The 22293-nt window shown below is 60.6% G+C and carries 19 protein-coding genes, 1 tRNA gene and 2 pseudogenes; 11 read left to right on the forward strand and 11 right to left on the reverse strand.

What is annotated here, in order from left to right; all coding sequences use genetic code 11:
* Positions 1 to 12: 12 nt before the first annotated feature.
* The 4 genes from ykgO to argS all read right to left on the reverse strand — a co-directional run bounded on the left by ykgO (position 13) and on the right by argS (position 3888).
* The gene (gene ykgO, locus Q4B98_RS04770; RefSeq protein WP_303196123.1) at positions 13 to 135 is read right to left on the reverse strand and encodes a type B 50S ribosomal protein L36; all 123 of its coding nucleotides are present in this window, start codon (positions 133 to 135) and stop codon (positions 13 to 15) included.
* A gap of 82 nt (positions 136 to 217) precedes the next feature.
* Positions 218 to 1150 carry a carbamate kinase gene (arcC, locus tag Q4B98_RS04775; protein WP_303195967.1) on the reverse strand — a complete coding sequence of 311 codons (933 nt, stop codon included), beginning with the start codon at positions 1148 to 1150 and terminating at the stop codon, positions 218 to 220.
* Positions 1151 to 1168: 18 nt separating this feature from the next.
* Positions 1169 to 2173 carry an ornithine carbamoyltransferase gene (locus tag Q4B98_RS04780; RefSeq protein WP_303195968.1) on the reverse strand — a complete coding sequence of 335 codons (1005 nt, stop codon included), beginning with the start codon at positions 2171 to 2173 and terminating at the stop codon, positions 1169 to 1171.
* 44 nt (positions 2174 to 2217) lie between these two features.
* Positions 2218 to 3888 (reverse strand): arginine--tRNA ligase, encoded by a 1671-nt coding sequence (gene argS / locus Q4B98_RS04785; RefSeq protein WP_303195969.1) that lies wholly within the window; start codon positions 3886 to 3888, stop codon positions 2218 to 2220.
* A gap of 270 nt (positions 3889 to 4158) precedes the next feature.
* Between argS and Q4B98_RS04790 the strand changes: the two genes are divergently transcribed.
* Positions 4159 to 4980: an aldo/keto reductase gene (locus tag Q4B98_RS04790; RefSeq protein WP_303195970.1), complete on the forward strand. Its 822-nt coding sequence runs from the start codon at positions 4159 to 4161 to the stop codon at positions 4978 to 4980.
* Positions 4981 to 5084: 104 nt separating this feature from the next.
* Here the strand turns inward: Q4B98_RS04790 and Q4B98_RS04795 are convergent, their stop codons facing one another.
* The 3 genes from Q4B98_RS04795 to pgi form a co-directional block, all read right to left on the reverse strand.
* Positions 5085 to 5714 (reverse strand): vancomycin high temperature exclusion protein, encoded by a 630-nt coding sequence (locus Q4B98_RS04795; RefSeq protein ID WP_303196124.1) that lies wholly within the window; start codon positions 5712 to 5714, stop codon positions 5085 to 5087.
* A gap of 137 nt (positions 5715 to 5851) precedes the next feature.
* Positions 5852 to 5980, reverse strand: coding sequence for a hypothetical protein (locus Q4B98_RS04800; protein ID WP_303195971.1), 129 nt, complete (start codon positions 5978 to 5980; stop codon positions 5852 to 5854).
* 113 nt (positions 5981 to 6093) lie between these two features.
* Positions 6094 to 7776, reverse strand: a complete 1683-nt coding sequence (gene pgi / locus Q4B98_RS04805) for a glucose-6-phosphate isomerase (protein WP_303195972.1) — start codon at positions 7774 to 7776, stop codon at positions 6094 to 6096.
* Positions 7777 to 8031: 255 nt separating this feature from the next.
* On the opposite strand from pgi, the gene Q4B98_RS04810 reads away from it, so the two are divergent.
* On the forward strand, positions 8032 to 8973 hold the full coding sequence (locus Q4B98_RS04810) for a hypothetical protein (RefSeq protein WP_303196125.1): 942 nt from the start codon (positions 8032 to 8034) through the stop codon (positions 8971 to 8973).
* A 32-nt stretch (positions 8974 to 9005) separates the two neighbouring features.
* Here Q4B98_RS04810 and Q4B98_RS04815 read toward each other — a convergent pair whose 3' ends face one another.
* Complete coding sequence (locus tag Q4B98_RS04815; RefSeq protein ID WP_303195973.1) at positions 9006 to 9683, reverse strand: bifunctional 4-hydroxy-2-oxoglutarate aldolase/2-dehydro-3-deoxy-phosphogluconate aldolase; 678 nt, start codon at positions 9681 to 9683, stop codon at positions 9006 to 9008.
* 168 nt (positions 9684 to 9851) lie between these two features.
* Here Q4B98_RS04815 and Q4B98_RS04820 point away from each other — a divergent pair, with 168 nt between their 5' ends.
* The 5 genes from Q4B98_RS04820 to Q4B98_RS04840 all read left to right on the forward strand — a co-directional run bounded on the left by Q4B98_RS04820 (position 9852) and on the right by Q4B98_RS04840 (position 15317).
* Entirely contained in the window at positions 9852 to 10382 is a 531-nt protein-coding gene (locus Q4B98_RS04820; RefSeq protein WP_303195974.1) for a Dps family protein, read from the forward strand.
* A 200-nt stretch (positions 10383 to 10582) separates the two neighbouring features.
* Entirely contained in the window at positions 10583 to 13174 is a 2592-nt protein-coding gene (locus Q4B98_RS04825) for an RNA helicase (RefSeq protein WP_303195975.1), read from the forward strand.
* A gap of 108 nt (positions 13175 to 13282) precedes the next feature.
* A complete protein-coding gene (locus Q4B98_RS04830; RefSeq protein WP_303195976.1) occupies positions 13283 to 13744 on the forward strand; it encodes a YbhB/YbcL family Raf kinase inhibitor-like protein in 462 nt (153 codons plus the stop codon).
* Between the two features lie 240 nt (positions 13745 to 13984).
* On the forward strand, positions 13985 to 15043 hold the full coding sequence (locus tag Q4B98_RS04835) for a cutinase family protein (protein ID WP_303196126.1): 1059 nt from the start codon (positions 13985 to 13987) through the stop codon (positions 15041 to 15043).
* 191 nt (positions 15044 to 15234) lie between these two features.
* Positions 15235 to 15317, forward strand: a tRNA-Leu gene (locus Q4B98_RS04840).
* 185 nt (positions 15318 to 15502) lie between these two features.
* Here the strand turns inward: Q4B98_RS04840 and Q4B98_RS04845 are convergent.
* The 3 genes from Q4B98_RS04845 to Q4B98_RS04855 all read right to left on the reverse strand — a co-directional run bounded on the left by Q4B98_RS04845 (position 15503) and on the right by Q4B98_RS04855 (position 18831).
* Positions 15503 to 17899 carry a hypothetical protein gene (locus Q4B98_RS04845; protein ID WP_303195977.1) on the reverse strand — a complete coding sequence of 799 codons (2397 nt, stop codon included), beginning with the start codon at positions 17897 to 17899 and terminating at the stop codon, positions 15503 to 15505.
* 23 nt (positions 17900 to 17922) lie between these two features.
* Positions 17923 to 18480, reverse strand: coding sequence for an ABC transporter ATP-binding protein (locus tag Q4B98_RS04850; protein ID WP_303196127.1), 558 nt, complete (start codon positions 18478 to 18480; stop codon positions 17923 to 17925).
* A 129-nt stretch (positions 18481 to 18609) separates the two neighbouring features.
* Positions 18610 to 18831: a hypothetical protein gene (locus tag Q4B98_RS04855; RefSeq protein ID WP_303196128.1), complete on the reverse strand. Its 222-nt coding sequence runs from the start codon at positions 18829 to 18831 to the stop codon at positions 18610 to 18612.
* Positions 18832 to 19079: 248 nt separating this feature from the next.
* Here Q4B98_RS04855 and Q4B98_RS04860 point away from each other — a divergent pair.
* The 4 genes and pseudogenes from Q4B98_RS04860 to Q4B98_RS04875 all read left to right on the forward strand — a co-directional run.
* Positions 19080 to 19441 (forward strand): annotated as a pseudogene (locus tag Q4B98_RS04860) (hypothetical protein); the annotation flags it as partial.
* A gap of 213 nt (positions 19442 to 19654) precedes the next feature.
* The gene (locus Q4B98_RS04865; protein WP_303195978.1) at positions 19655 to 20209 is read left to right on the forward strand and encodes a hypothetical protein; all 555 of its coding nucleotides are present in this window, start codon (positions 19655 to 19657) and stop codon (positions 20207 to 20209) included.
* 176 nt (positions 20210 to 20385) lie between these two features.
* Positions 20386 to 20607: pseudogene (locus tag Q4B98_RS04870) on the forward strand (alpha/beta hydrolase); the annotation flags it as partial.
* A 327-nt stretch (positions 20608 to 20934) separates the two neighbouring features.
* The gene (locus Q4B98_RS04875; protein WP_368492309.1) at positions 20935 to 22278 is read left to right on the forward strand and encodes a polysaccharide deacetylase family protein; all 1344 of its coding nucleotides are present in this window, start codon (positions 20935 to 20937) and stop codon (positions 22276 to 22278) included.
* Positions 22279 to 22293: the final 15 nt, after the last annotated feature.

Consider the following 22293-nt stretch of genomic DNA (forward strand, 5'->3'; position numbering starts at 1 on the left):
ATCAGCGCCAACTCAGCCCTGATGAGCCTTAAACCGTGGGTTCTTTTTGTTGATGACATAGACGCGACCCCGGCGACGCACTACCTGGGAACCGGGCTGGTTCTTGAGAGAACGCAAGGAGTTCCTGATCTTCAGGATCGCCCTTCATTAGTGATAACGGTTATTATTCTCTTAACATTCGAAGCGCGCCCGTCCCACAGCACTCCTCCCGATACCATCAGTCGCGCGCGGTGCTTGCTGGCGAATCAGCAACGATTGCGGTGCCACGAGTGCCGTCAACGAGACCACGAATATCCTCCAAGGACCCGATGACGGCACGTTTCCCGGTAGCTAAGGCGAAGTTGCAGGCTGCCCGGACCTTCGGCCCCATAGACCCTGCTGCGAACTTCAGGTAGGGAACATCCTCGGCACGCAACGTCGTGATGACCCTCTGGCGAGGCGTTCCCCAGTTCTCGTAGACGCCATCCACATCCGTAGCGATCACCAGGAGATCGGCTCCAGCTCGCACCGCAAGCTCAGCCGCTGCCAGATCCTTGTCAATAACCGCCTCGACACCGTGAAGGTTGCCTTCCTTGTCAAAGACACACGGGATACCACCCCCGCCAGCGCACACCACGAGCACCCCGGAGTCGATCAACTGACGAATGGCCTTTTGTTCAACGATGTCGCGCGGCTGCGGGGACGCCACCACCCGGCGATAGTGCTCACCGTCGGGAGCGACGGACCACCCTTTCTGGGCAGCCAGCCGTTCTGCGGTCTCTTTGTCGTAGACCGGACCGATCGGCTTAGTGGGGTTGTCGAAAGCAGGGTCATTAGCGTCAACCACCGTCATCGTTATCATGGTGACGATCTGCTGATCCTTGGGCATGACGTTGCCCAGTTCCTGCTCGAGCATGTAACCGATCATGGCCTGAGACTCAGCACCCAGCACGTCCAGCGGATACACGCCGACTTCCTCATAGGCCGTCGACTGCAACGCCAGCAGCCCCACCTGGGGGCCATTGCCGTGGGCCACAACGACTTCATGATTGACGGCGACTTCCCTAATTCGCTCAGCCGCGATCCTGACATTGGCGCGCTGGTTCTCCGCCGTCATTGGTTGACCGCGTCGCAGCAACGCGTTACCGCCCAATGCCACCAGAATCCTCATCGCTTCCTCCAGCCACCGTCAAGCCAGCGATGAGACCAAAACCGCCTTGATGGTGTGCATACGGTTTTCGGCCTGGTCGAAGGCGATACATGCCGGGGACTCAAACACCGACTCGGTGATCTCAACGCCATTGGCCAACTGTGGGTAGGTCTTGGCAATCTGTGCGCCGACCGTCGTCTCACTGTTGTGGAAGGCCGGCAGGCAGTGCATGATCTTGACGCGCGGGTTGTTGGTGGCCCTCACGAGGTCGTCGTTGATCTGGAACGGTACCAAAGTGTCGACCCGCTCTGCCCAGCTATCCACCGGCTCACCCATCGACACCCACACATCGGTGTGGATGAAGTCGACATCGCGGACGGCTTCCTCAGCAGATGCGGTGACGAACACCTGACCGCCAGACTCCTCGGCCCACTTCTGACACTGCTCAACGAGGTCGGCGTCCGGCTGCAGGCCCTCCGGGGCTCCAATTCTGACGTCCATGCCGAGCTTGGCACCCAGCAGCAGAAGAGAACGGCCCATATTGTTTCGACCGTCACCGACGTAGGCGAAGCTGATGTGGTGGAACGGCTTGTGGGAATGCTCCTGCATGGTCAGGGCGTCCGCAAGCATTTGAGTGGGGTGGAACTCGTCGGTCAGGCCATTAAAGACCGGAACCCCGGCGTATTCCGCCAATTCCTCCACGACGCTCTGGTGAAATCCACGGTATTCGATACCGTCAAACATTCGCCCCAGCACTCGAGCGGTGTCCTTCATGGACTCCTTGTGGCCAATGTGGGAGCCGCTCGGGCCCAGGTACGTCACGTGAGCGCCCTGGTCGTGAGCCGCCACTTCGAAGGAGCACCGAGTACGGGTCGACGCTTTTTCGAAGATGAGGGCGATGTTCTTTCCCGTCAGCATGTGCTGCTCGGTCCCGGAGTATTTCGCCTGCTTGAGTTGTGCCGCAAGTCGGACGAGAAATTCGATCTCTTCGGTGCTGTGATGTGCCAGCGACAACAGATGACGGTTCTTCAGATTGAATGCCACAACCATCCATCCTTCCCACAGGTCATTGTCATGGAGTGCAATTATCACATCCGGTCGGGAGCATCAATACCCAACAAGTCCAGACCGCGACCAAGCACACGTCGGGTGGCCGCGCAGAGGGCCAGGCGAGACCCCCGCACCTCGCCGGTACTACGAAGCACAGGGCACTGCTCATAGAAGACCGAGTAAGCACCGGCCAACTCGTAGAGGTAGGTACACAGCTTGTGCGGAGTCAGATCGTGGGCGACGACCTCAACGACCTCCCCAAACCGCGACAACAGCAGGGCCAGTTGCTGCTCTGCCGGCTCATCGAGGACGCTAATACGGCCCCACACCATGGCTTCCAGATCGGCCTCGGGATCGACGTTCGGGTTCGCCTCAGCGGCCGCCTTGCGCAGAATCTGGGAAACCCGGGCGTGGGCGTACTGCAAGTAAGGACCAGTGTCTCCGGTGGTCTGCACCATCCGCTCAGCGTCAAAGACGTAGTCCTTCTGCAAGCCGTTGGACAAGTCGGCGTACTTGATTGCAGCGAGGGCAATATTCGGCGCAGCGTGAGTCTCGGCCTCATCAAGGAGACTTGCCAGAGTGACCGTGCCACCCTCGCGCGTCTTGAACGGACGGCCGTCAGGGCCAAGAACCATGCCGTAGCCGACGTGTTGAGCCTCAACATCGTCAGGCAGGAACCCCGCCATTCTGGCCACCTGGAAGAGCACCTCGAAGTGGTGGCTCTGACGGACGTCGGTGACGTAGATAATACGATCAGCCTTGAGCTTGCCGACCCGTCGACGGATGGCGGCGAGGTCGGTGGCGTCGTAGCCGAAACCGCCGTCTTTCTTCCGCACGATCATCGGAGCGTCCTGACCCTCGACGAAGACGCACAAGGCCCCGTTATCCTCGACGGCCAGGCCATCGGCTTCCAGCTCGTCGACAATCCTCGGCAGGTCGTCGTTGTAGGTGGATTCCCCAGCAAGGTCGTCGTCAGTCAGCAACACCGAGAGACGGGCGTAGTTGGCGTTGAATCCTGCCAGAGACACGTCAATAAGAGCACGCCAAATGCGCAGGGTCTCCTCGTCACCACCCTGTAGCTTGACGACGCGGCGGCGTGCGCGGTCGGCAAATTCGGGGTCGGCGTCGAAAGTCTTCTTGGAGTCCTTGTACAGCTGCTCAACCTCAGGCAGGTCGAACTCGGAGATGTCGATTCGCTTCTCGACGATGTACTGGACGAGCATCCCGAACTGCGTACCCCAGTCACCGAGGTGGTTCTGCGGGATGACGGTGTGTCCCTGCGCGCTGAGCACCCGGTTGAAGCAATCGCCGATGATCGTCGAACGCAGGTGACCGACGTGCATTTGCTTGGCGACGTTAGGCGCCGAATAGTCGATAACGACCCGCTGTGGCTGCTCGACCTGGGCAATGCCCACGTTGGGGTCAGTGATGAGATCGGAGGCAACGCGGGCCAGCACGTCGGAACGCAGCCGCAGATTGATGAACCCCGGGCCGGCAATGTCTGGGGTCTCACACAGATCTTCCACGTCCAGCTTGGCGACGATATCGGCAGCGACGTCGCGAGGTGGACGCCCTTCTTCCTTCGCCAACCGCAAGGCGACATTGGACTGAAAATGCCCGAACTGAGGCTTTGTGGCTGGGCGCAACTGGGGATCGACGCCGGTAACGGCCTGGATCCGAGCAGCAAGTTGAGAGGGAAGAGACGACATGGCGGCATTATCCCACGATGTTCCGCAACCCCAACAACAACCCCAACAGTCCTGCCTTGCAACCTCACACTCATAGGTCAGCCGTCCACATCCTCGGAAACCCCGCCGACCCATGCCTCCCCACAGTCATGGGTCACCGTCATCGTGAAGCCCCGGGCGTGGCAGATGGGTACAAAACCGGGGCTGCCGTCACCGATGGGGAACACAGGAGGCCGTTCTCGCGTTATTACCACTGACCGACCCGCGATCACTGATTCGCTAGGAGGACCCATGGGCGTTCCCACCATCACTCTCAATGACGCAGTTACCATCCCGCAGCTCGGCTTCGGCACCTGGCAGGTTCCCGCCGACGAAGCCGAAAAAGCTGTCAGCACCGCTTTGGAGGCAGGGTTCCGTCACATCGACACCGCTGCGATCTACGGCAACGAGGAAGGTGTGGGCCGTGCGCTCGCGACCTCTGGCATAGACCGCAAGGACCTCTTCGTCACTACCAAACTGTGGAATGACGCTCACCACGCCGACGACGCCCGCAAGGCCATCGAGACCAGCCTGTCGAAGCTGGGACTCGACCACGTGGACCTCTACCTCATCCACTGGCCGGCAAAAGTCAAGTACGGTGACGCCTACATCGAGGCCTGGAACGCCCTGCAGGAGTTCAAGTCTGAAGGGCTGACCCGCTCCATCGGCGTCTCCAACTTCAAGACCGAGCACCTTGACGCCATCGAGGGAGCCACCCCGAGCGTCGACCAGATAGAGATGCACCCCTCGTTCAATCAGGCCACCTTCCGCAAGGTATTGGCCGACCGTGGCATCCATCCGGAGGCCTGGAGTCCGCTGGGCCAGTCGAAGGACCTCGACAACCCAGTACTCGCCGACATCGCTGCAGCAACCGGGAAGACCCCGGCCCAAGTCGTCATCCGCTGGCACCTGCAAATCGGCAACATCGTCTTTCCGAAGTCAGTGACCCCATCGCGCATTATCGAAAACTTCGACGTCTTCGACTTTGAGCTATCTGATGAGCAGATCGCCGCTATTGACGGTCTCGATCACGGCAACCGCATTGGCGGGGACCCTGCTACTGCCGACTTCTGATCGCAATACCACGACGCGGGGGATGATCCACTCTCCCGCGTCGTTGATGGTCTTTACAGTGATGGTCTGCGCGTTGATGGTCTACACAGAGTGGGGATTCTTCGTCAGGACCCCTTGAGTGCTTTCGTCACGCCGTCGTCGGGCTTGCCCAAGATCGGGTCGCGCTGGGAAACCACATCCATCACCATCTTTCCCCGTGCCCCGAACTCACGAATCCAACCTTTCCACCACACCTCGTCGCGGTGTTGCGATCGGTCCGGAGAACCGGTGGCGTCCAGACCAGTCATTCGACACGTCGCAACGGTACGAATCTCGTGGTAGTCCTGGGTCACCATGATGGCCTGGTCGACTCCGAAGATCCGTCGAGCCCGAACGCAGGTGTCGTAGGTGTCAAGGCCGGCGGGGTCCTCGACGATTCTCCCGGCTGGAACTCCCCTGCGGATGAGGTACCTCTTCATCGCTTTGGGTTCGTTGTAATGGATTTCCCGGTTGTCTCCCGACACCAGGATGACCTTCGTTTTGCCCGTGCGGTAGAGGTTCGCTGCGACGTCGAGACGTCCTCGCAGATAAGCCGACGGTTGGCCGGAGGGCAGCACCTGCGCACCGAGCACGATCGTGACATCGCGATCTGGGGCAGAATCGACGTCGTGAATCCTGCCGTATGACAGCGCTCCAGCCAACGCCCAAGGCCCCAACAGCACGATCAGGACAACGCCACATAACAGCGCAATCATGGTGCGAATTGGGTGGCGACGGCGCGAACTCACGTCCCCACTCTATAGGCCACTTTTACACCCCCGGTCACCGATGACTGCGGTGATGTCTACACCACCTCATCACCTCAGCGTCCCGGCGTCGGATCTGGCCATTCTCAGCGACCGTGTTTATTCACTTTCTGAAGAATTGCCACTACCATGCCGATAATCACCACGAGGATGACGACTGCGACGATCAGTATCGAGATAATCCACGACTCACTCGACATCAGTACCGTACCCATGTATTTCATCTTATTTCCGAAGCTGGGATGAATTCCTCAGTACAAAAGTACAGATGTCTGATTTGCGCGGTGGTGCTTGGCAGCACCATTGCCACCAAGCACCACCCTCATTGTCATCGACGGTGCTCGCGATACCACGTCACCAGTGAGGCGGTCGACGAATCCTGCGATTCCAGCGCTTTGTCGTCCCCGCTCACCGCAGGGGCGATTTGCAGGGCGAGTTTCTTACCCAGCTCGACGCCCCATTGGTCGAAGGAATCGATACCCCATACAGCACCCTGCACAAACGTGATGTGTTCGTAGAGGGCAATAAGTTCGCCAAGAACCTTCGGGGACAGCTCGGAAGCCATGATCGAGGTTGTCGGCTTGTCACCGGGGAACACCCGGGCCGGGACGATGGCCTCATCAGTGCCCTCGGCCCGCACCTCGTCTTCAGTCTTGCCAAAAGCCAGCGCAGCCGTCTGGGCAAAGAAGTTACTCAAGAACAGCTCATGAACGTCGGTCTCACCGTCCTTAGTCGGATGGGCCGGGTTGGCCACCGCGATGAAGTCAGCGGGGATAAGGCGAGTGCCCTGGTGAATGAGCTGGTAGAACGCGTGCTGGCCGTTGGTGCCCGGCTCACCCCAGAAGATCTCACCGGTGTCGGTAGTGACAGCCGAACCGTCCCAGCGCACCGACTTGCCATTCGACTCCATCGTCAGCTGCTGCAGATAGGCCGGGAAACGGTGTAGATACTGGGCATACGGCAGCACCGCGTGAGAGTGAGCCTTCCAGAAGTTGACATACCAGATATTCAGCATTCCCATAAGAAGTGGGACATTCTGGCCCGGAGCGGCTGTGGCGAAATGCTCGTCGACGGCGTGGAAACCAGCCAGGAATTCCTCGAATCCTTTCGGGCCAATAGCTACGGCCAGTGAGGTGCCGACGGCCGAGTCAACCGAATAACGACCCCCAACCCAGCTCCAGAATCCAAAGGCGTTAACCGGGTCAATACCAAATTCCTCAACTTTGTCCAGAGCGGTCGAGACGGCAACAAAGTGCTTTGCGACGGCTGCGCGACGAGCCTCCTCGGTGTCCTCGATAGCCCCAGCCGAGACCAAGCCGTCAAGCAGCCAGGCACGCACACACCGGGCGTTGGTGAGGGTTTCCAGGGTCGTGAACGTCTTGGAGGCGATGATGACCAGGGTGGTCTCGGGGTCGAGATCAGCGGTCTTGACGGCAGCGTCCGTCGGGTCGATGTTGGAGATGAACCGGCACTCCAGGCCCTCCTTGACGTAAGGCTTGAGAGCTTCATAGGCCATCACGGGGCCAAGGTCGGAGCCACCGATACCCACATTGATGACGGTGCGAATCGGCTTGCCTGTGACTCCCGTCCACTCTCCAGAGCGGACCTTGTCGGCAAAGGCATACACCTTCTTGAGCACTTCGTGGACGTCGGCGACGGCGTCCTGCCCGTCAACGGTGAGAGAGTCGGACGCGGGTCGGCGCAACGCAGTATGGAGAACAGCACGATCCTCAGTGACGTTGATGTGCTCACCGGAATACATGGCGTCGCGGCGTTCGGCGACTTTGGTCTCATCGGCAAGCTCCAGCAGGGCGTCACGGATCTCGTCGGTGAGGAGGTTCTTGGACAGGTCGACGTGCAGGTCAGCGACGTCGAGGGTGTACCGGTCGGCACGCTTGGGGTCCGCGTCAAACAAGCGGCGCAACTTGTGCGGTCCGTCAGCGAAAGCCGACTTCAGATCAGTGAGCTTTGCCCACGCGGGGGTCTTCGTAGCATCAATGGGAATCTGCATACTCCCAGCCTAGGAGATGGGGTGAACGTGTTGACACCGACACCATGATGAGGGAATTTCCCCTATCATGTTCGCGATCGACGAAAAGGAGGACCCGTGGCCGCGAAATATCGCCGGGCTCTGGCCCTGATGTCGGTTCTCGTCGTCTCTGCTGCGTCGATGCTAACCGCGTCATTGTGCTCAGTCCAGACGCCCTGGTCGGCGTCAACGGCCTATGCCGCCCCTCCGGGTGCGACTCCTCCTGGCAGCCTTTCGATGAATGCAACCGTCGACGGCGCGGGCACCATACAGGCCAGGGGAACCTTGAAAACCCAGACCGGACAAGCGGTTTCGGGAGCTCGGATCAATCTGGCGGTCGATGGCACACATCTTGCCGTCGCAACGACGAACAACACTGGCGCGTGGACCAGCACCTTCCGGTTACCGGCCTCAATCCATGGCGGCAGCCATGACCTGTCAGCAACATTTGATGGCGCTGCTGGGGTTGGCGCTGCCTCATCGAGAGGTAGTTTCAGCCTCGCCCCGCAGACCACCGTCGTGACGGCGACCGCGAAACCAGCAACCGCAACCCCGGGGACTCTGTTGAACGTCACCGGGACGGTGAGCCTTTCAAACCGTCAAGCCGTCACTGACAGCGAGGTGACGATTCTTCTTGGCAATGACGGCCATGCTGCTCTCACCGCTCCCATCGACTCGCGAGGCAATTACCAGGCCGCGGTCCAGGTGCCATCGGACGCCCCCGACGGCCCTTTCACCGTGACGGTCCAGCTCGTCGATTCCCGATACGCAACGTCTCAGAAAACCGTGACGGTGCAGGTGAAGTCAGCGACGCCGACTCCTACCCCAACCCCTACTCCTACCCCCACACCAACGTCTGCAACCCCAACCCCATCGTCGACACCGACACCTACTCCTGACACTACGGATGACGAGTCCAGAGACGGTCGGATACCGCAGACCTCAACCACCCCGGTACCGGTACCGCAACGCAGCCTGCTGGAGTCCTTCGGCGGAAGCACGCCGCTGCTGATCTTCGTGGTGGTTGTCGGCGTTCTGGTGCTCGGGGTACTCATCGGGCCAATGACCCATCACCACGACAAGCGGAACGCAGGTCACCCGGGCGACGACCATCACGCGGATGGCGACGACAACGCTGGTTCCCTCTTCGATGACTGGGATCACTCGGACCAAAGCTGAGGATGCAGCCACCTGAGGACGCAGGAACTAGCTCAGGCGTCGGCGTCGACAACGACCTGCAGGACTGAACGGCAACGCTCTCGCAGCGCCGAGATGACTCCGTCCTGGCACGCATCCCCGACGAGCACGTCGTCCAGGCAAACCGCCAGAGCACCAGCTGCCAGCCAGCGACGCAGCGCATAGGAACCGACGCCGCCGCGTGGAATGAGGACAGCTCCAGGTGCCATCCGGGTGAGGATTTCGCCATAACTGGCTGAACCCATGTCAGCTGGAGCGACCTGTACTGCGTCGACACCGGCACCCCAGGCAGCGCGGACCTCGGCAGGCGTCAGTGCGTCGGGGGCGGCAGGAATACCGGCCTCCCGTAGGGCTGTAAGAAGATCAGGAGTAGCGGCAACCGGGAGGGCGAAGGCGACCTTGTCGTCGACAAGACCTTCCACGTCGTCGACGGTCATGACCCCGTGAACGCCGATAACAGCACGCCGACGGTAGATCTTCAGCACCTCGCGCCGCCGGTCGACGTCGGCAGCAGGAAGGGTGAAGACGCGGACCTTTTCCTGGATCATGGTCTCGATTGGAGCCATGAGATCCGACGACGGGACGTCCGGAAGAACAGCGATGATCTTGGATGACACCACCTCGTCGGGGAAAACCAGTCGTCCATCGGTGGGGGCGTCGATGGAACCAGACTCGTCAACCTCTGCGCTCATGCACCACATCATGCCCCATCGAGGCGTTGGAGTCAGATGGCCCGCCCCGAGGAGGTGACACGTCGACGTTTTGCCTCGCAAACATGGAATAGTCCGACTTTGCCTCGTGTTGCTCTGTATGTACGCCGGTGGCCGACGCGTGGCCACCCCGAACAAAGGAGATTTCACATGGCTGACACTGTGAACGTTCCGACCCCCGCCGGACAGACCACCACCAAACTTGAGAACGCCGAGTCTGGTTTCAAGGCGTCCGAGACCCTCGCTGCGAACCTTCAAAAAGTTCTCGTCGATTTCATCGCGCTGGAATTGGCCGGCAAGCACGCTCACTGGAACATCGTCGGCCCGAACTTCCGTGATCTCCACCTGAATCTCGACGAGGTCGTCGCCGTGGCCCGCGCGGGTGCTGACGAGATTGCCGAGCGTATGCGCGCCCTCCACGCTTCCCCGGACGGTCGTCCTGCCGTCGTCGCAGCCACCACTTCTCTGCCAGAATCCCCACAAGGAGAAGTCCTGACCCACGACGCCATCAAGGTCATCACTGCCTCCATCGAGGCTGTCACCGGGACGATGCGTGAGGTTCACGACCAGATTGACGAGGAGGACCCGACCTCCGCCGACATCCTGCACGGTTTCATTCAGCAGCTCGAACAGCAGGCTTGGTTCATCAGCGCCGAGACCCGTACTCCGACCGCGCGTTGATTCCTAGGGTGCCCGGTTGGTCTGTTGCGATACCTAGCCCCTACCTGCGCCAGGTCTGTGCAATTGGAAACGGCACCGGAGGGCGAACTGACCGGGCACCACGCCGCCCCACAGGCACCGGCCCTCAGAAAGCACGACGCCCGTCCGAACCCACCACTAGATTGGAACCCGTTCTGCCCGCCCCAATCTGAGGAGACACCGTGCGCCTGGCCGAAGCCCTTGACGACATGGTCGACGGCCGCGCCCCCGTCACCACCGACCGCGGGGAGCGCGGACAGGGCTGGGACTCCCCTGGTGCCCGTCCCCTCGATGCCGACATGGCCTTGGACCACATCGAGCGAGCCGTCGCTCATGACGGCATCTCCATGTATGAACACCAGGAGGAGGCGATACTGGAGATCTTGTCGGGCAATCACGTCATCGTCACCACCCCGACCGGGTCTGGGAAATCCCTCATCGCTACCGCAGCCCATTTTTCATGTGTGGCCGCAGGCGGACGTTCCTACTACACCGCTCCTATCAAAGCTCTTGTCAGCGAGAAGTTCTTCAGCCTCTGTGAGACCTTCGGAGCAGCCAATGTCGGCATGGTCACCGGCGACGCGTCCGTCAATTCCAACGCTCCCATCATCTGCTGCACCGCCGAGATCCTCGCCAATATCGCCTTACGCGAGGGGAGGCACGCCAACGTCGACCAGATCGTCATGGACGAGTTCCACTTCATTGGAGACCCCGACCGAGGCTGGGCATGGCAGGTGCCGCTGTCCGAGCTTCCGCAGGCCCAGCAGATCATCATGAGCGCCACCCTTGGTGACGTCAGCGATCTGTCCGAGGGGTTGACGAATACCACCGGACGCCCCACCAGCGTCATCAGCGGCGTCGTCAGGCCAGTGCCGCTGCAATATTCCTGGTCAATGAAACCCGACCACGAGGCTATCGAGGAGCTGGTAGCCGCACAGAAAGCCCCGGTTTACATCGTCCACCCTTCTCAGAAACAGGCGCTGGAACGCGCCCAATCTATGACGTCGATGAAACTCGTCAGCACCGAGGAGCGTCACGCCATCGCTGCCGAGATCGCGGACTTCCGCTTTGCCAAAGGATTCGGTTCCACGGTACGGAAGTTCATCACCGCCGGTATTGGCGTCCATCACGCCGGAATGCTCCCCAAATATCGGCGGCTCGTCGAGACTCTCGCGCAACAGGGCAAGCTCAAGGTCATCTGCGGCACTGACACCCTCGGGGTCGGTATCAATGTGCCGATCCGTACCGTCATGTTCACCTCACTGACGAAATTCGACGGCCGCCGGACACGAGTTCTGAAGTCTCGTGAGTTTCACCAAATAGCGGGACGTGCTGGCCGCGCCGGATTCGACACCGTTGGCTATGTCGTCGCCCAGGCACCCGAGCACGTCATCGCCAACGAAAAAGCCCTGGCCAAGGCAGGGGACGATCCCAAGAAGAGGCGCAAGGTACAGCGTCATAAACCCCCGGAGGGGTTCGTCAACTACTCTGAGGAGACCTTCACCAAACTCATCGAGTCCACCCCGGAGACCCTGCACGCCCGGATGAAGATCACCGAGGCCATGCTGCTCAACCTGCTACAACGCGACGAAGACACCGCCCGGGCCGTACAACATCTCGTCGACTCCGCCACCCCAATCATGGCCGAACGTCGTCGTCTCTACCGCCGCGCGGTTCAGATCGGCCTATCACTGCTGCGCTCCGAAGTCGTCCACCGCCTCGACAAGCCGACCCCTGGTGGCCGCAAGTTCGCCATGAACGAGGCCTTGCAGGACGATTTCGCCCTCAACCAACCGCTGTCAGCCTTCGCCAGCGAGGCCGTCGCAACCCTGGACCCGGAGTCCCCCACCCACGCCCTCGACGTCGTGAGCGTCATCGAAGCCACCCTCGACAATCCCATGACCGTTCTCATCGCCCAGCAGCACGCGGCTCGGGGCGAAGCCATCGCGCAGATGAAGGAGGACGGCTACGACTACGAGGACCGCATGGCCGCCGTGGAGGACATCGAGTGGCCCCGGCCTCTCGAAGAAACCCTCAATGCCTTGTTCGAGGTTTTCGCACCGAGCCACCCCTGGATTCCCGCCGACGCCTTGCAGCCCAAGTCAATAGTGCGCGACATGTATGAACGTGCCATGACTTTCGGCGAGTTCTGCGCCCATTACAAGGTGCAGCGCAGCGAGGGTCTGGTGCTGCGCTATCTGACCGACGCTTACCGGGCGCTGCGTCAAACAGTCCCCGAGTCCGAACGCACCGAGGACCTTGCGGACGTCATCTCCTGGCTGGGCGAGGTTGTCCGCTCCACCGACTCCTCCCTCATTGACGAGTGGGAAGAACTCACCCATCCGGTCGATGAGGAGCCTGATGAGGTCCGCCCGGTACGCACCTTCACCTCCAACCAGCGAGCCTTCACCGTCATGGTGCGCAATGCCATGTTCCGCAAGGTTATCTTGGCTGCCGACGACGACTTCGAGGCCCTAGGACATCTTGAACCTGACGGTTCTGCCATGACAACCAAGATCTGGGAGGACACCCTGGGCGACTACTGGGACGAACACGACGAGATCAACGATGGTCCTGACGCCCGCTCCCCGAGTCTGTTCATGATCGAGAAGGAGTCGGGACGACGCAACAGCCGTATCTGGCTCGTTCGTCAGATCATCGACGACCCAGCCGGAAATCACGACTGGTCGATCACCGCAACCGTCGACCTCGACGAATGTGACGAGGCCGAGGACCTGGTGCTGCGGACGAGGGCTTTCAGCAGGCTCGACTAACAGACTCGTCGCTCTGCCCGGGGCTTCCCCGCGCGCCACACACCCATGCCCTTCCGTTCGCGCAGCTGACTGGCATGATGGACTCACGCCCAGGGAAAGGACACATCCATGGAGATCACCAGCACGTCCATCAGTGACGGTCAACCGATCGACCTGACCTACGCCCACGCCGACGCAGGCGGCCAGAACGTCAGTCCCCAGTTGAGCTGGACACCCGGCCCGGAGGGCACCAAGTCCTACGCGATCACCATCTACGATCCTGACGCCCCCACCGGCTCCGGTTTCTGGCACTGGATTCTCGCCGACATCCCAGCCGACGTCACCTCCCTCGACGAAGGCGGCCCGCTTCCGGCCGGCGCGCGGGAGTGGACCAACGACTACCAGGAGGACGGCTACTCCGGCGCCTGCCCGCCACCTGGACCAGCCCACCGCTATATCCATACTGTCCATGCCATGCCCAGCGAACACCTAGACATTCCCGACGACGCCGCAAACGTCCAGGTGCGCTTCGCCATTCACACCACTGAGCTGGATTCCGCGTCGATCACAGGGACTTTCCAGCAGCCCTGACCGACGACACCGAAACCGAACAGGCACCGTCGACACTATGTCGGCGGCGCCTGCTTGACTGACGTCGTGAAGCTACGGCAGGCATTGCTCATACTCCTCATCACCGTCGCCCTCGTCTCGACACCTCTTCCTGCCCGTGCCGAGCCGCCTACGCCCACCCCGACGACCACCAGCACCAGCTACGCCACCGAATCCGCACCATCGTCTGCCCCAGTGGCCCCTATCACCCCCGGGGCAGGAATGGGCTGGGACGCGAACCCCGTGTCCTCGGAGCAGGCGTCCCACATGCGGTGCGCCTCCGTGATGTTCGTCGGGGTCCGTGGCTCGGGAGAAACCCCTCCCTACGGCGACACGATCACGTCGATCCGCGACGCCCTGGCCCAGAAGTGGAAAGGCCGGGGAACTGTTCGTCAGGTCTACTTGGATTACCCCGCAGCTGACCCTCACACCTTGCAAGGAGCGTCGATGAGCAGCCTGCTCTTCGACGCGACCATGCCAGCGACGCAGTATTTCGACTCGGCCGCCCTGGGAGCCAAGAAACTCACCGCCCTCCTCAACGATGAGAAGAAGCAGTGTCCAAAGGAATGGGTAATCCTCGCCGGATTCTCGCAAGGGTCCCAAGCTATTACGCAGGCCCTCGCCCAGACTGACACCCCTCAGCGTCTAGCTGGTGCCATTTTGGCCGGAAACCCCGATCACTACCCGGGCCAAAACGTCCAGGAACTCAGTGGCGACGCCGGTCAGTCAGCCATCGGAATGGCGGCCATCCTCTATTATTTGCGCGAGCGAGCCAACGCGACTCCAGGGGCTAATCGCGATGCCCAAATGCGGTCCATCATCAAAGCGACCCTGGGCTTGAGTCAGGAGTCCATCGATCAGGAAGCTCTGGAGGCTGACATGATCCGGGTCGGCGCGGCAATTCCTCCCGAGGCGTACCCAGAAACCTATTCGGTGTGTATGAAGGGCGATCCGGTTTGTGACACTGCACCGGCCCTGACGCGCATTCTCACCCTGCAATCGACATGGCAGGACGAGCTCAATCAAGGCCGCCCCGTCCACATGGGGTACACCCGCACTGTGCTGGAGGCCAGCCTGGATCGAGTCGCCCAGCGCGCGAATGCCGTAGCGGCTGCCGAGGCGAAAGGAGCGCCGATCCCCCACGGGCAAACGGTGACCGTCTCGACTCGCGAATGGGGTCCGTTGCAGATCGGGGTCGCCATTGGCTCTGGGGTACTTGGTCTGGCACTGGGATGGCTTCTTGGGCGTGCTGGACGACGGCGTAGGCGGCATCACCGCTGACACTGAAGAATCCCAGCCCGAAAGCCGCCAGCGCACTGATAGCGCCGCCGAGCAGGGCAACTGCTACGTGGTTTTTAGTACATATGGGGGTCTTGCCGCTCCGATTGTGGTGCAGCATAAGCCGACCAATTTCACTTCACCGCGTATTCCGTGCTACCGTCTCCGAGTTGGGTTCCTCGAACGAACCCGATGCGCGAGTGGCGGAATGGCAGACGCGCTGGCTTCAGGTGCCAGTGTCCCTTGGGACGTGGAGGTTCAACTCCTCTCTCGCGCACAACGAGCACTTCACGCAAGTGAGTCCGACTACTTCACGCAACTCCCGGTCAGAGGTCATCTGACCAGGAGTTTTGCTTTCTAGGCGGGTTATCTGTTCACCGAAACCTCCGCCATTGATCTGGGAGTACAGGCTCACTTGGGGACGTCGCTGCCCACCAGGGGACCGGCCCCTGCGCACGTACATCATGCCAAGTCATCGGCGAGGCGATCCTTAGCGCGGATACCCCGTAACCCCATCAACGGGCCGATCAATGCCAGCAGACCGAGGACAGCCACCCAACCCAGGACCCAGTCATGTGGGACCGACAAGTGAAGCGAGTGGGACATTCCGTGCGCGAGGACCACGGGGCCAACAGCTACGAGGCTCGCAAGAAGTCCGCAGGTCACCACCAGTAGCAGGCTCTGGATGATGGGAACCTTACGGCAGAACTTCGCTGGCAGGCCGATGGCCAGGAGCTGTCGACTCTGACCACGCGCCGTCTCGCCAAAGGAAGAACACACACCCATGGTGATGGTGACTCCGATGACAAGCAGCGCCAAGCATACCGCCCACAAAACGGGTGGAAGTTCCGGCTTCGGCGGGGCTTCATAGTAGGTCAGGACACGCGGGTCCAACTTCTGAGTGTGAACGAACTCGATTGCTTTCGCGATCTGGGCCTCGTCAAGATCGACATACACCCATCGATCGGGCATGGATGCTGCATGCAGTGCTTTGACAGAACCCTCCAGCAAGACTCCACCATATATGAAACTCCATGTCGGGGGAACCGTCACATGCCGAGTCGGCACGTCAACGCGACGCCCATTGTCCAAGGAGAGTTCCACGGTTTCGGGGAGCTCATCGAACCCCAACATCGCACCGTCTTGCAATGCGGCGCGTTGCCCTTGGTCCAACGTGACGCCAAGAACACGTTCAGCTTCTGATGGCTGGGAAACTACCATCACTCCGTACGCCCCCGGAATTTCGGTGGAGGAAATCTGGCCCCCCAGCATGTGGACCGCTATGGGGGCAGGAAGCCCCGCACCGGCTTGTATCCGCTGCGGCAGGTTCTTTGGCAGTGGTTGGCCACTGGGAGACTGGACAACTAACTGTCCGGGGATCGCCATGCTGAGCGCGGCGCTAGAACTCAGGTAGGACGCCATAATCGCAGTGACGCTCGCTGGGATCGCAAGGCACATGCACAGAGCTGACCCCAGGGCCCGGACCCTGGGCCGGTCAGCGCGCATATTGGTCAGCGCCAGCTGCCCGGACAGGGATGGCAGATGTAGCACGGCGGTGAGTCCTGTGAGGATGTCGGGCACGACCAGAGCCAGACCCAGGGCGCCGAAAACAACGCTTTTGACGGCACCATCGAGCTGACGTGCACCATAGACAATGATTAAGGCAGTCACCAGCAGCCCCGCTGCCCCAATCCGTCGGCCCCAACTCAACAGCGACGCAAATCGGGCGGACCCCGGTCTCGGACGCCACGATACGTTCTGGAAGATGGCGATACTCAGCAGCGAAAGAATGACGGTGAGCCCCAAGAGCGCCAATCCCAGAAGAACCACCGGCGCTGTAGGGCTGAGTGGCTGGGTCATAAAGTGCGGCAAAACTGCGGACCGCATCACTTGCCCGGCGATCCAGCCGATCCCGACGCCAACCAGGCATGCTCCGAGACAGACGAGTAGAACAACACCGAGAGTGGAGATCAGGGTCGCCGACATGGGGATACCCATGCGAAGCATTGCGGCGCGCTCTACCTGGAGAGACCTTGACAGTCGAGTGATCGTGGTCAGCTGAACGGCACCGCACAGGAGAAGGCAGGGGATCACGGTCAGGTATGAACTACGCGCGAACAAGGACCGCTGGGCGAGGCCCTGCAGGAACGCACGGCTGAAAGCCCCCGCGTGCAGGTCATCAACTGACGTACCAGATGCTTTTGCAATCACAGGAATCATGACGTCAAGCTCAACCCCGTCCCACAGGTACTGGGTCGAATAGGTGAGGTCGGGGTACCCCGTTGACGCAGCGGCCGACATCTGCCGCCAAGTCCCCGGTGCGCCCACAACCACCAGCCCCTTGGTGGCATAGACATCCCTAAAGGTTCCGACCACGGTGAGACGAGTCGAGTTGCTGAAGGCTCTGATGGTGGAGGGATTACCAAGACGCACCGAGAGCCTCTCCGACAGCATGACTTCACCGGATCGACTAGGCCACCGTCCCACCGCAACCTCATAGCGGGAGGGCTTGCTCCCTTGCAGCCACTCGGTGTATTCGACACGATCCTGCGGACCGCTGGACAGACCTGTGGAGCGAAAGCCATCGATCTGGAAATCTGATCCGGATACGGCAACGCGCACATTCTTGGCTCCAGCTGCCGTCATCGCCTCCAGGACAGCGCGATCCGGGTAGCGGGTGGCCTGTTGTTGATTGACGACTACGGAGGCGCTGCTTGGGCCAAGCTCGCGATCGGCAACCTGAGCACCACTGAGCGTGAAAGACGACACAGCGATGTACAACGCCACGAACGCTGCCACCACAACCAGCAACGGTACGGCTACGGTGAAGCGGCTGCGGTTACGACTCCAAATCCTCAACAGTGCGATGTTCAGACTGTGCCTCACTTGATGACCTGCCCATCACGCAGCACTGTCATTGAGTCGCAGAATCGGCTCACGATCGGGTCATGGGTGGCAACCACCACGCACATTGACTGTTCGTGCGCCAGAGCGGCGAAGACCTTGAAAAGCTCCTCCGAGTTAGCTGAGTCCAGCGCTCCGGTTGGTTCGTCGGCCAGCAGAACTCGTTGCCCGCCAGCCAACGCACGGGCGACACCCACGCGCTGGCGCTGGCCCCCCGACACCTCTGCCGGTCGACGGTCACCCAATTGGTCGATCCCGAGGCGGGCCAAGGCGTCTTCAGCAGCCCTGCGACCTTGGGCACGGTTTTGGCCACGCGCCCACAGTGGTAAAGCCACATTTTCGATGTTTGTCATCTCCGCGATGAGATTGTTGTCTTGGAAAATGACCGAGACGTGTTCAAGCCGGTACCGAGCCCGTGCCGCCTCATCCAATTCGGAGACACGTTTACGGTTCACCTCAATTACCCCGGCATCGGGGACGTCCAGACCGGCGAGCAGATTAATCAGAGTGCTCTTCCCCGATCCGCTCTCCCCCATGAGAGCGTGTAGACCAGAAGACGAAAACTCAATATCTATACTTCGAAGCGCTTCAACTCGACCCGCACCAACACCGAAGGATTTGGACACACCAATCGCAGAGATCATTCTCGTCCCTTCGAAACCTGTTCAGCAGGAACCGTTCGTGGCCCACGACGACAGCTTGTTGTCGTCCCAGGTGTTGATGTCATTGTCCGAACGGTGTGCCAGCATGTTGACACATCTTCCACGACCGTTGATATTGTGATACCAACGCGCGTTGGTACCCGACTTGTTCTCGTACGACGACATCGCGTCATTATTCCCGGAACTGATGTTCATGACTCCCAGCCCCGCACGACGGTAGCCCATCAACCCAAGGTTAGCCTTCACAGCGTCTCTCCTTCTATGGAACCCCGTTGACAAGAAGGGCCGTCACCCTTATGCAAATCTAATATAGAGCACCCTCACTCTGAGGAGTGGGAAAACTTGATATATCCGAAAGTACAAAGCAGAGCAGACTTAGGGGTTATAGGTCAGAATTTTATATATATATCGGTCAGTCTCTAGTGATTAACCAGCCATAATGTGGCGTCTGACATACCCTGGAAGCATGCCTGGTGTCTTCTCCTCGTAATCGTCATGTTTGTGGTGTATGCGGTCGGGTCCTCGTCAAGAACGGGACCACCAGCCCGGGACGAACTCGATGGCGTTGCCGCACCTGCGGGCCTTCGACGACGCACCGCCGCCCCGATAGCGCCCGCAAAGGCGAACTCCCGTGGTTTCTGGATTGGCTGCTCGATGGCACTGGCCTTCACTCAGCCGTGCGTGAGCACTGGAAAACTACCCGGGTCCAACGCTGCTATTTCCATATCTTCCAAATCATCCGGCGTCACACCAGTCTCAACCCCCGCCTCGAAGCAAGACGTCAATCCTTACCCTGACCAGGACTCTGATGAAGGCTCAGGACCTGGACCAGGCAGCCGCGCGGCTCTCGTTTCAGGGTCGGAGGATCTCCTGACGACCACTTGTCCAGGTCCTCCACCCGCCTCAACCCCTTTTGTTTCCGGCTGTCAGACGAAAGTACAGCAACTGCGCTGTGGGGTGGACCGGCTGCGACGGGCCTTCGTAATTTATCGGTGTCAGCCGGGCTTAACCGGCGCCTGCACCCCATCAACAACAGGGAGGACACCCCATGATGAAGAACCGTCTCGTCGCCGCTGGAGCAACTGCTGCCCTTGCAACCGGCACCGCACTGATGGCCGTCCCGGCCCAGGCTGCCGCTCCTACTCCCGCCCCGGCTGCCACGGCCTCGAGCATCGACACCTCCAAGCTCCCGATTCAGATCGACTTCGACTGCCTCAAGAACAACGCCCAGGAGCGTCACCAGATCGAGGCCAAGATCGCCAAGATCCTCCTTCAGGATGGTGCCGTTAAGGCCAAGTCAGTGGCCATCGACTCTGCCAAGGAGATCGTCAGCACCGTGCTGAAGAACCCGGCTCTGCTGGCCAACAAGGATGCCCTCGTCAAGGAGGTCATCCAGATCGTTGTTGACAATGCCCGCGAGGCCTTCAGCGACACCTCCAGCCTCAGCGAGCTCAAGCCGCTGGCCCAGGAGATCGCCGCTAACCTCAAGGCCGCCAAGGTCTGCTTCACCATCAATCTGCCCGGCCTGAACAAGACCGAGCACGTCGGTAACCTCGGTGACTTCCAGAGCGCTGGCTGGCTTCCCGCCGAGCAGGTCCGCTGAATTCTTACTGCGCACAACTGAATTCTGACGGCGCACAACCGCATGTGATTCATGTCGCCTGGCCAGGTGGGGTTGCAGAGTAATCTGCAGCCCCACCTCGCTATGTGCCCATCTCGCTACCTGTCTTTTCTCCACCGCGTACCATCGCTCCAGCATCCGCAGTTGCGGAACCAGTCGCCGCAGTTTCTGCCCAACCGAAACTCACCACCGGGTACGTCACCAGCACCGACCACTGGGGCACCAAGCTCTTCTTCCGCAAAAACATCGTCCCGAACGCCAAGGGAGCTGTCGTCATCGTCCACGGTGCCGCTGAGCACTCTGGCCGTTATGACTGCCTGGTCAAGCGCCTTAATGACGCCGGCTACTCCACTTACCGCTTCGACCACCGCGGCCACGGAGCCCTGCGCCTGGCAATGCCGCTACCTGAGAATTCGAAGAACTCACCCAGAATGTCAGCCGCCCCCGGCGTTGCGTTTTTCCCCGCATGAAGTCGGCCCTAATCTAAAAGCGTGAGTGTCTACCCGCGTCGCTCGATACGAGCCCTGGCCATTGCCTTGGTGGCCCTTCTCCCGCTTGGAGCGTGCGCTCACCACGACGGCTCACCCACGCCCTCACCGTCGGATATTCATGCTGCCTTGAAGTCCACATCGGTCCCCGCCAGCAATGTGTCTGGTGCCTCCATGACGACGACTTCTTTGGACACGCCATCCGAGATTTCTGTCAAGGTGCCCACCATCACCAAGGCACGCAATCTTAGCCAGGCCATCGAGGTCGTCCGGGAGCGCACACTGCGTGGAGCCGCATGGCAGTCAGCATCCAAGGTGACCATGACAGGCCATTTCACGTCGTCGACGACTGATCTGCTCGGTGTGGAGCTGCACGCTGATGTCGTCAAGGACAAGAAGACCTCCACAGCCACGACGACCCTGTGGTACGACGCCACGATGAAGCAGACCTTGTCCGCCAGCGCCCTCATCTCTTGGCCCGACTGGCCGAAATTCAGCCAACAGGTCGTCAAGGTTGCCCAGGCCGACGGCCTTGACGGCAAAAAAGCCGAGGCTGCCCTTCAGCAGCAGCAGGCTCCCTACGGAACCGGCCCCGCCCTGTCTTTCGACAGCAAGGGAAATATGCTCGTCCGCTTCCCTGCGGGGGCTATCGACCAGGCGCAGCGCACCATCATGATCGACGCCGACACGATCTCCCCCATGCTCAGCGAACTTGGTCAGAAGGCATTGGGAGCGTCCCTCCATCCGACCCCGTTCACCGGCACCCCCTCAACGGATGTGACCTGGTTCACCAAGCTCAAGACCGACCCGAAGCCAGCGGATTCGCCCAATACCAAACCTGTTCCGGGGGGTCGTCCTGCCAAGTCGGCTGGTAAGCCCTCTCATCCCTCGACGGCGATTGGCGTCGACTGCATCGTCGAGAAATGCGTCGCCTTGACCTACGATGACGGCCCAGCCGACACCACGGACAAGGTCGCGCAAAGCTTGTTGTCGGCCCAGGCTACGGCCACCTTCTTCCAAGTCGGAACTAACGTCGAAGCCCACCCGGACACCACCACAATGCTTGCCGGTTCAGGTTTTGAGGTTGGCAGCCACTCGGCGAGCAACCAGACTCTGACGGAGCTCGGCTCTGAGGGGCGAACCTCCGAAATCACTGACGCAGCGAATGCACTCAGCAAGCTCACCGGTCGTCCGACTATGCTTTTCCGCCCCCCCTATGGCGCGCATAACGAGCGGGTCGACGCGACCATGGCCGAGCAAAACCTCGCGATGATTAACTGGACGGCGGATTCCAACGACTGGAAAGACCGTGACGCGGCCAAGATCACCCAGACCGTGACCGAATACGCGACTACGTACACCCAGCCGATCATCGTGCTCCATGACACCTATCCCTCGACGGCTGACGCCACCAGCGACCTCATCAATGCCCTACGCAAGGAAGACCTGACTCTCGTCACCGTTTCTGAGCTGACAGTCAACACTGGAGGCTTGGAGGCCGGCAAGGTCTACTGTCGGGGAACTGCCGTCAATCAAACTGGCTTTGGCTGCGAGTCTTCCTGAGCACCCGCACACATC

The sequence above is a fragment of the Cutibacterium sp. genome, from assembly GCF_030525615.1.
GTDB lineage: Bacteria > Actinomycetota > Actinomycetes > Propionibacteriales > Propionibacteriaceae > Cutibacterium.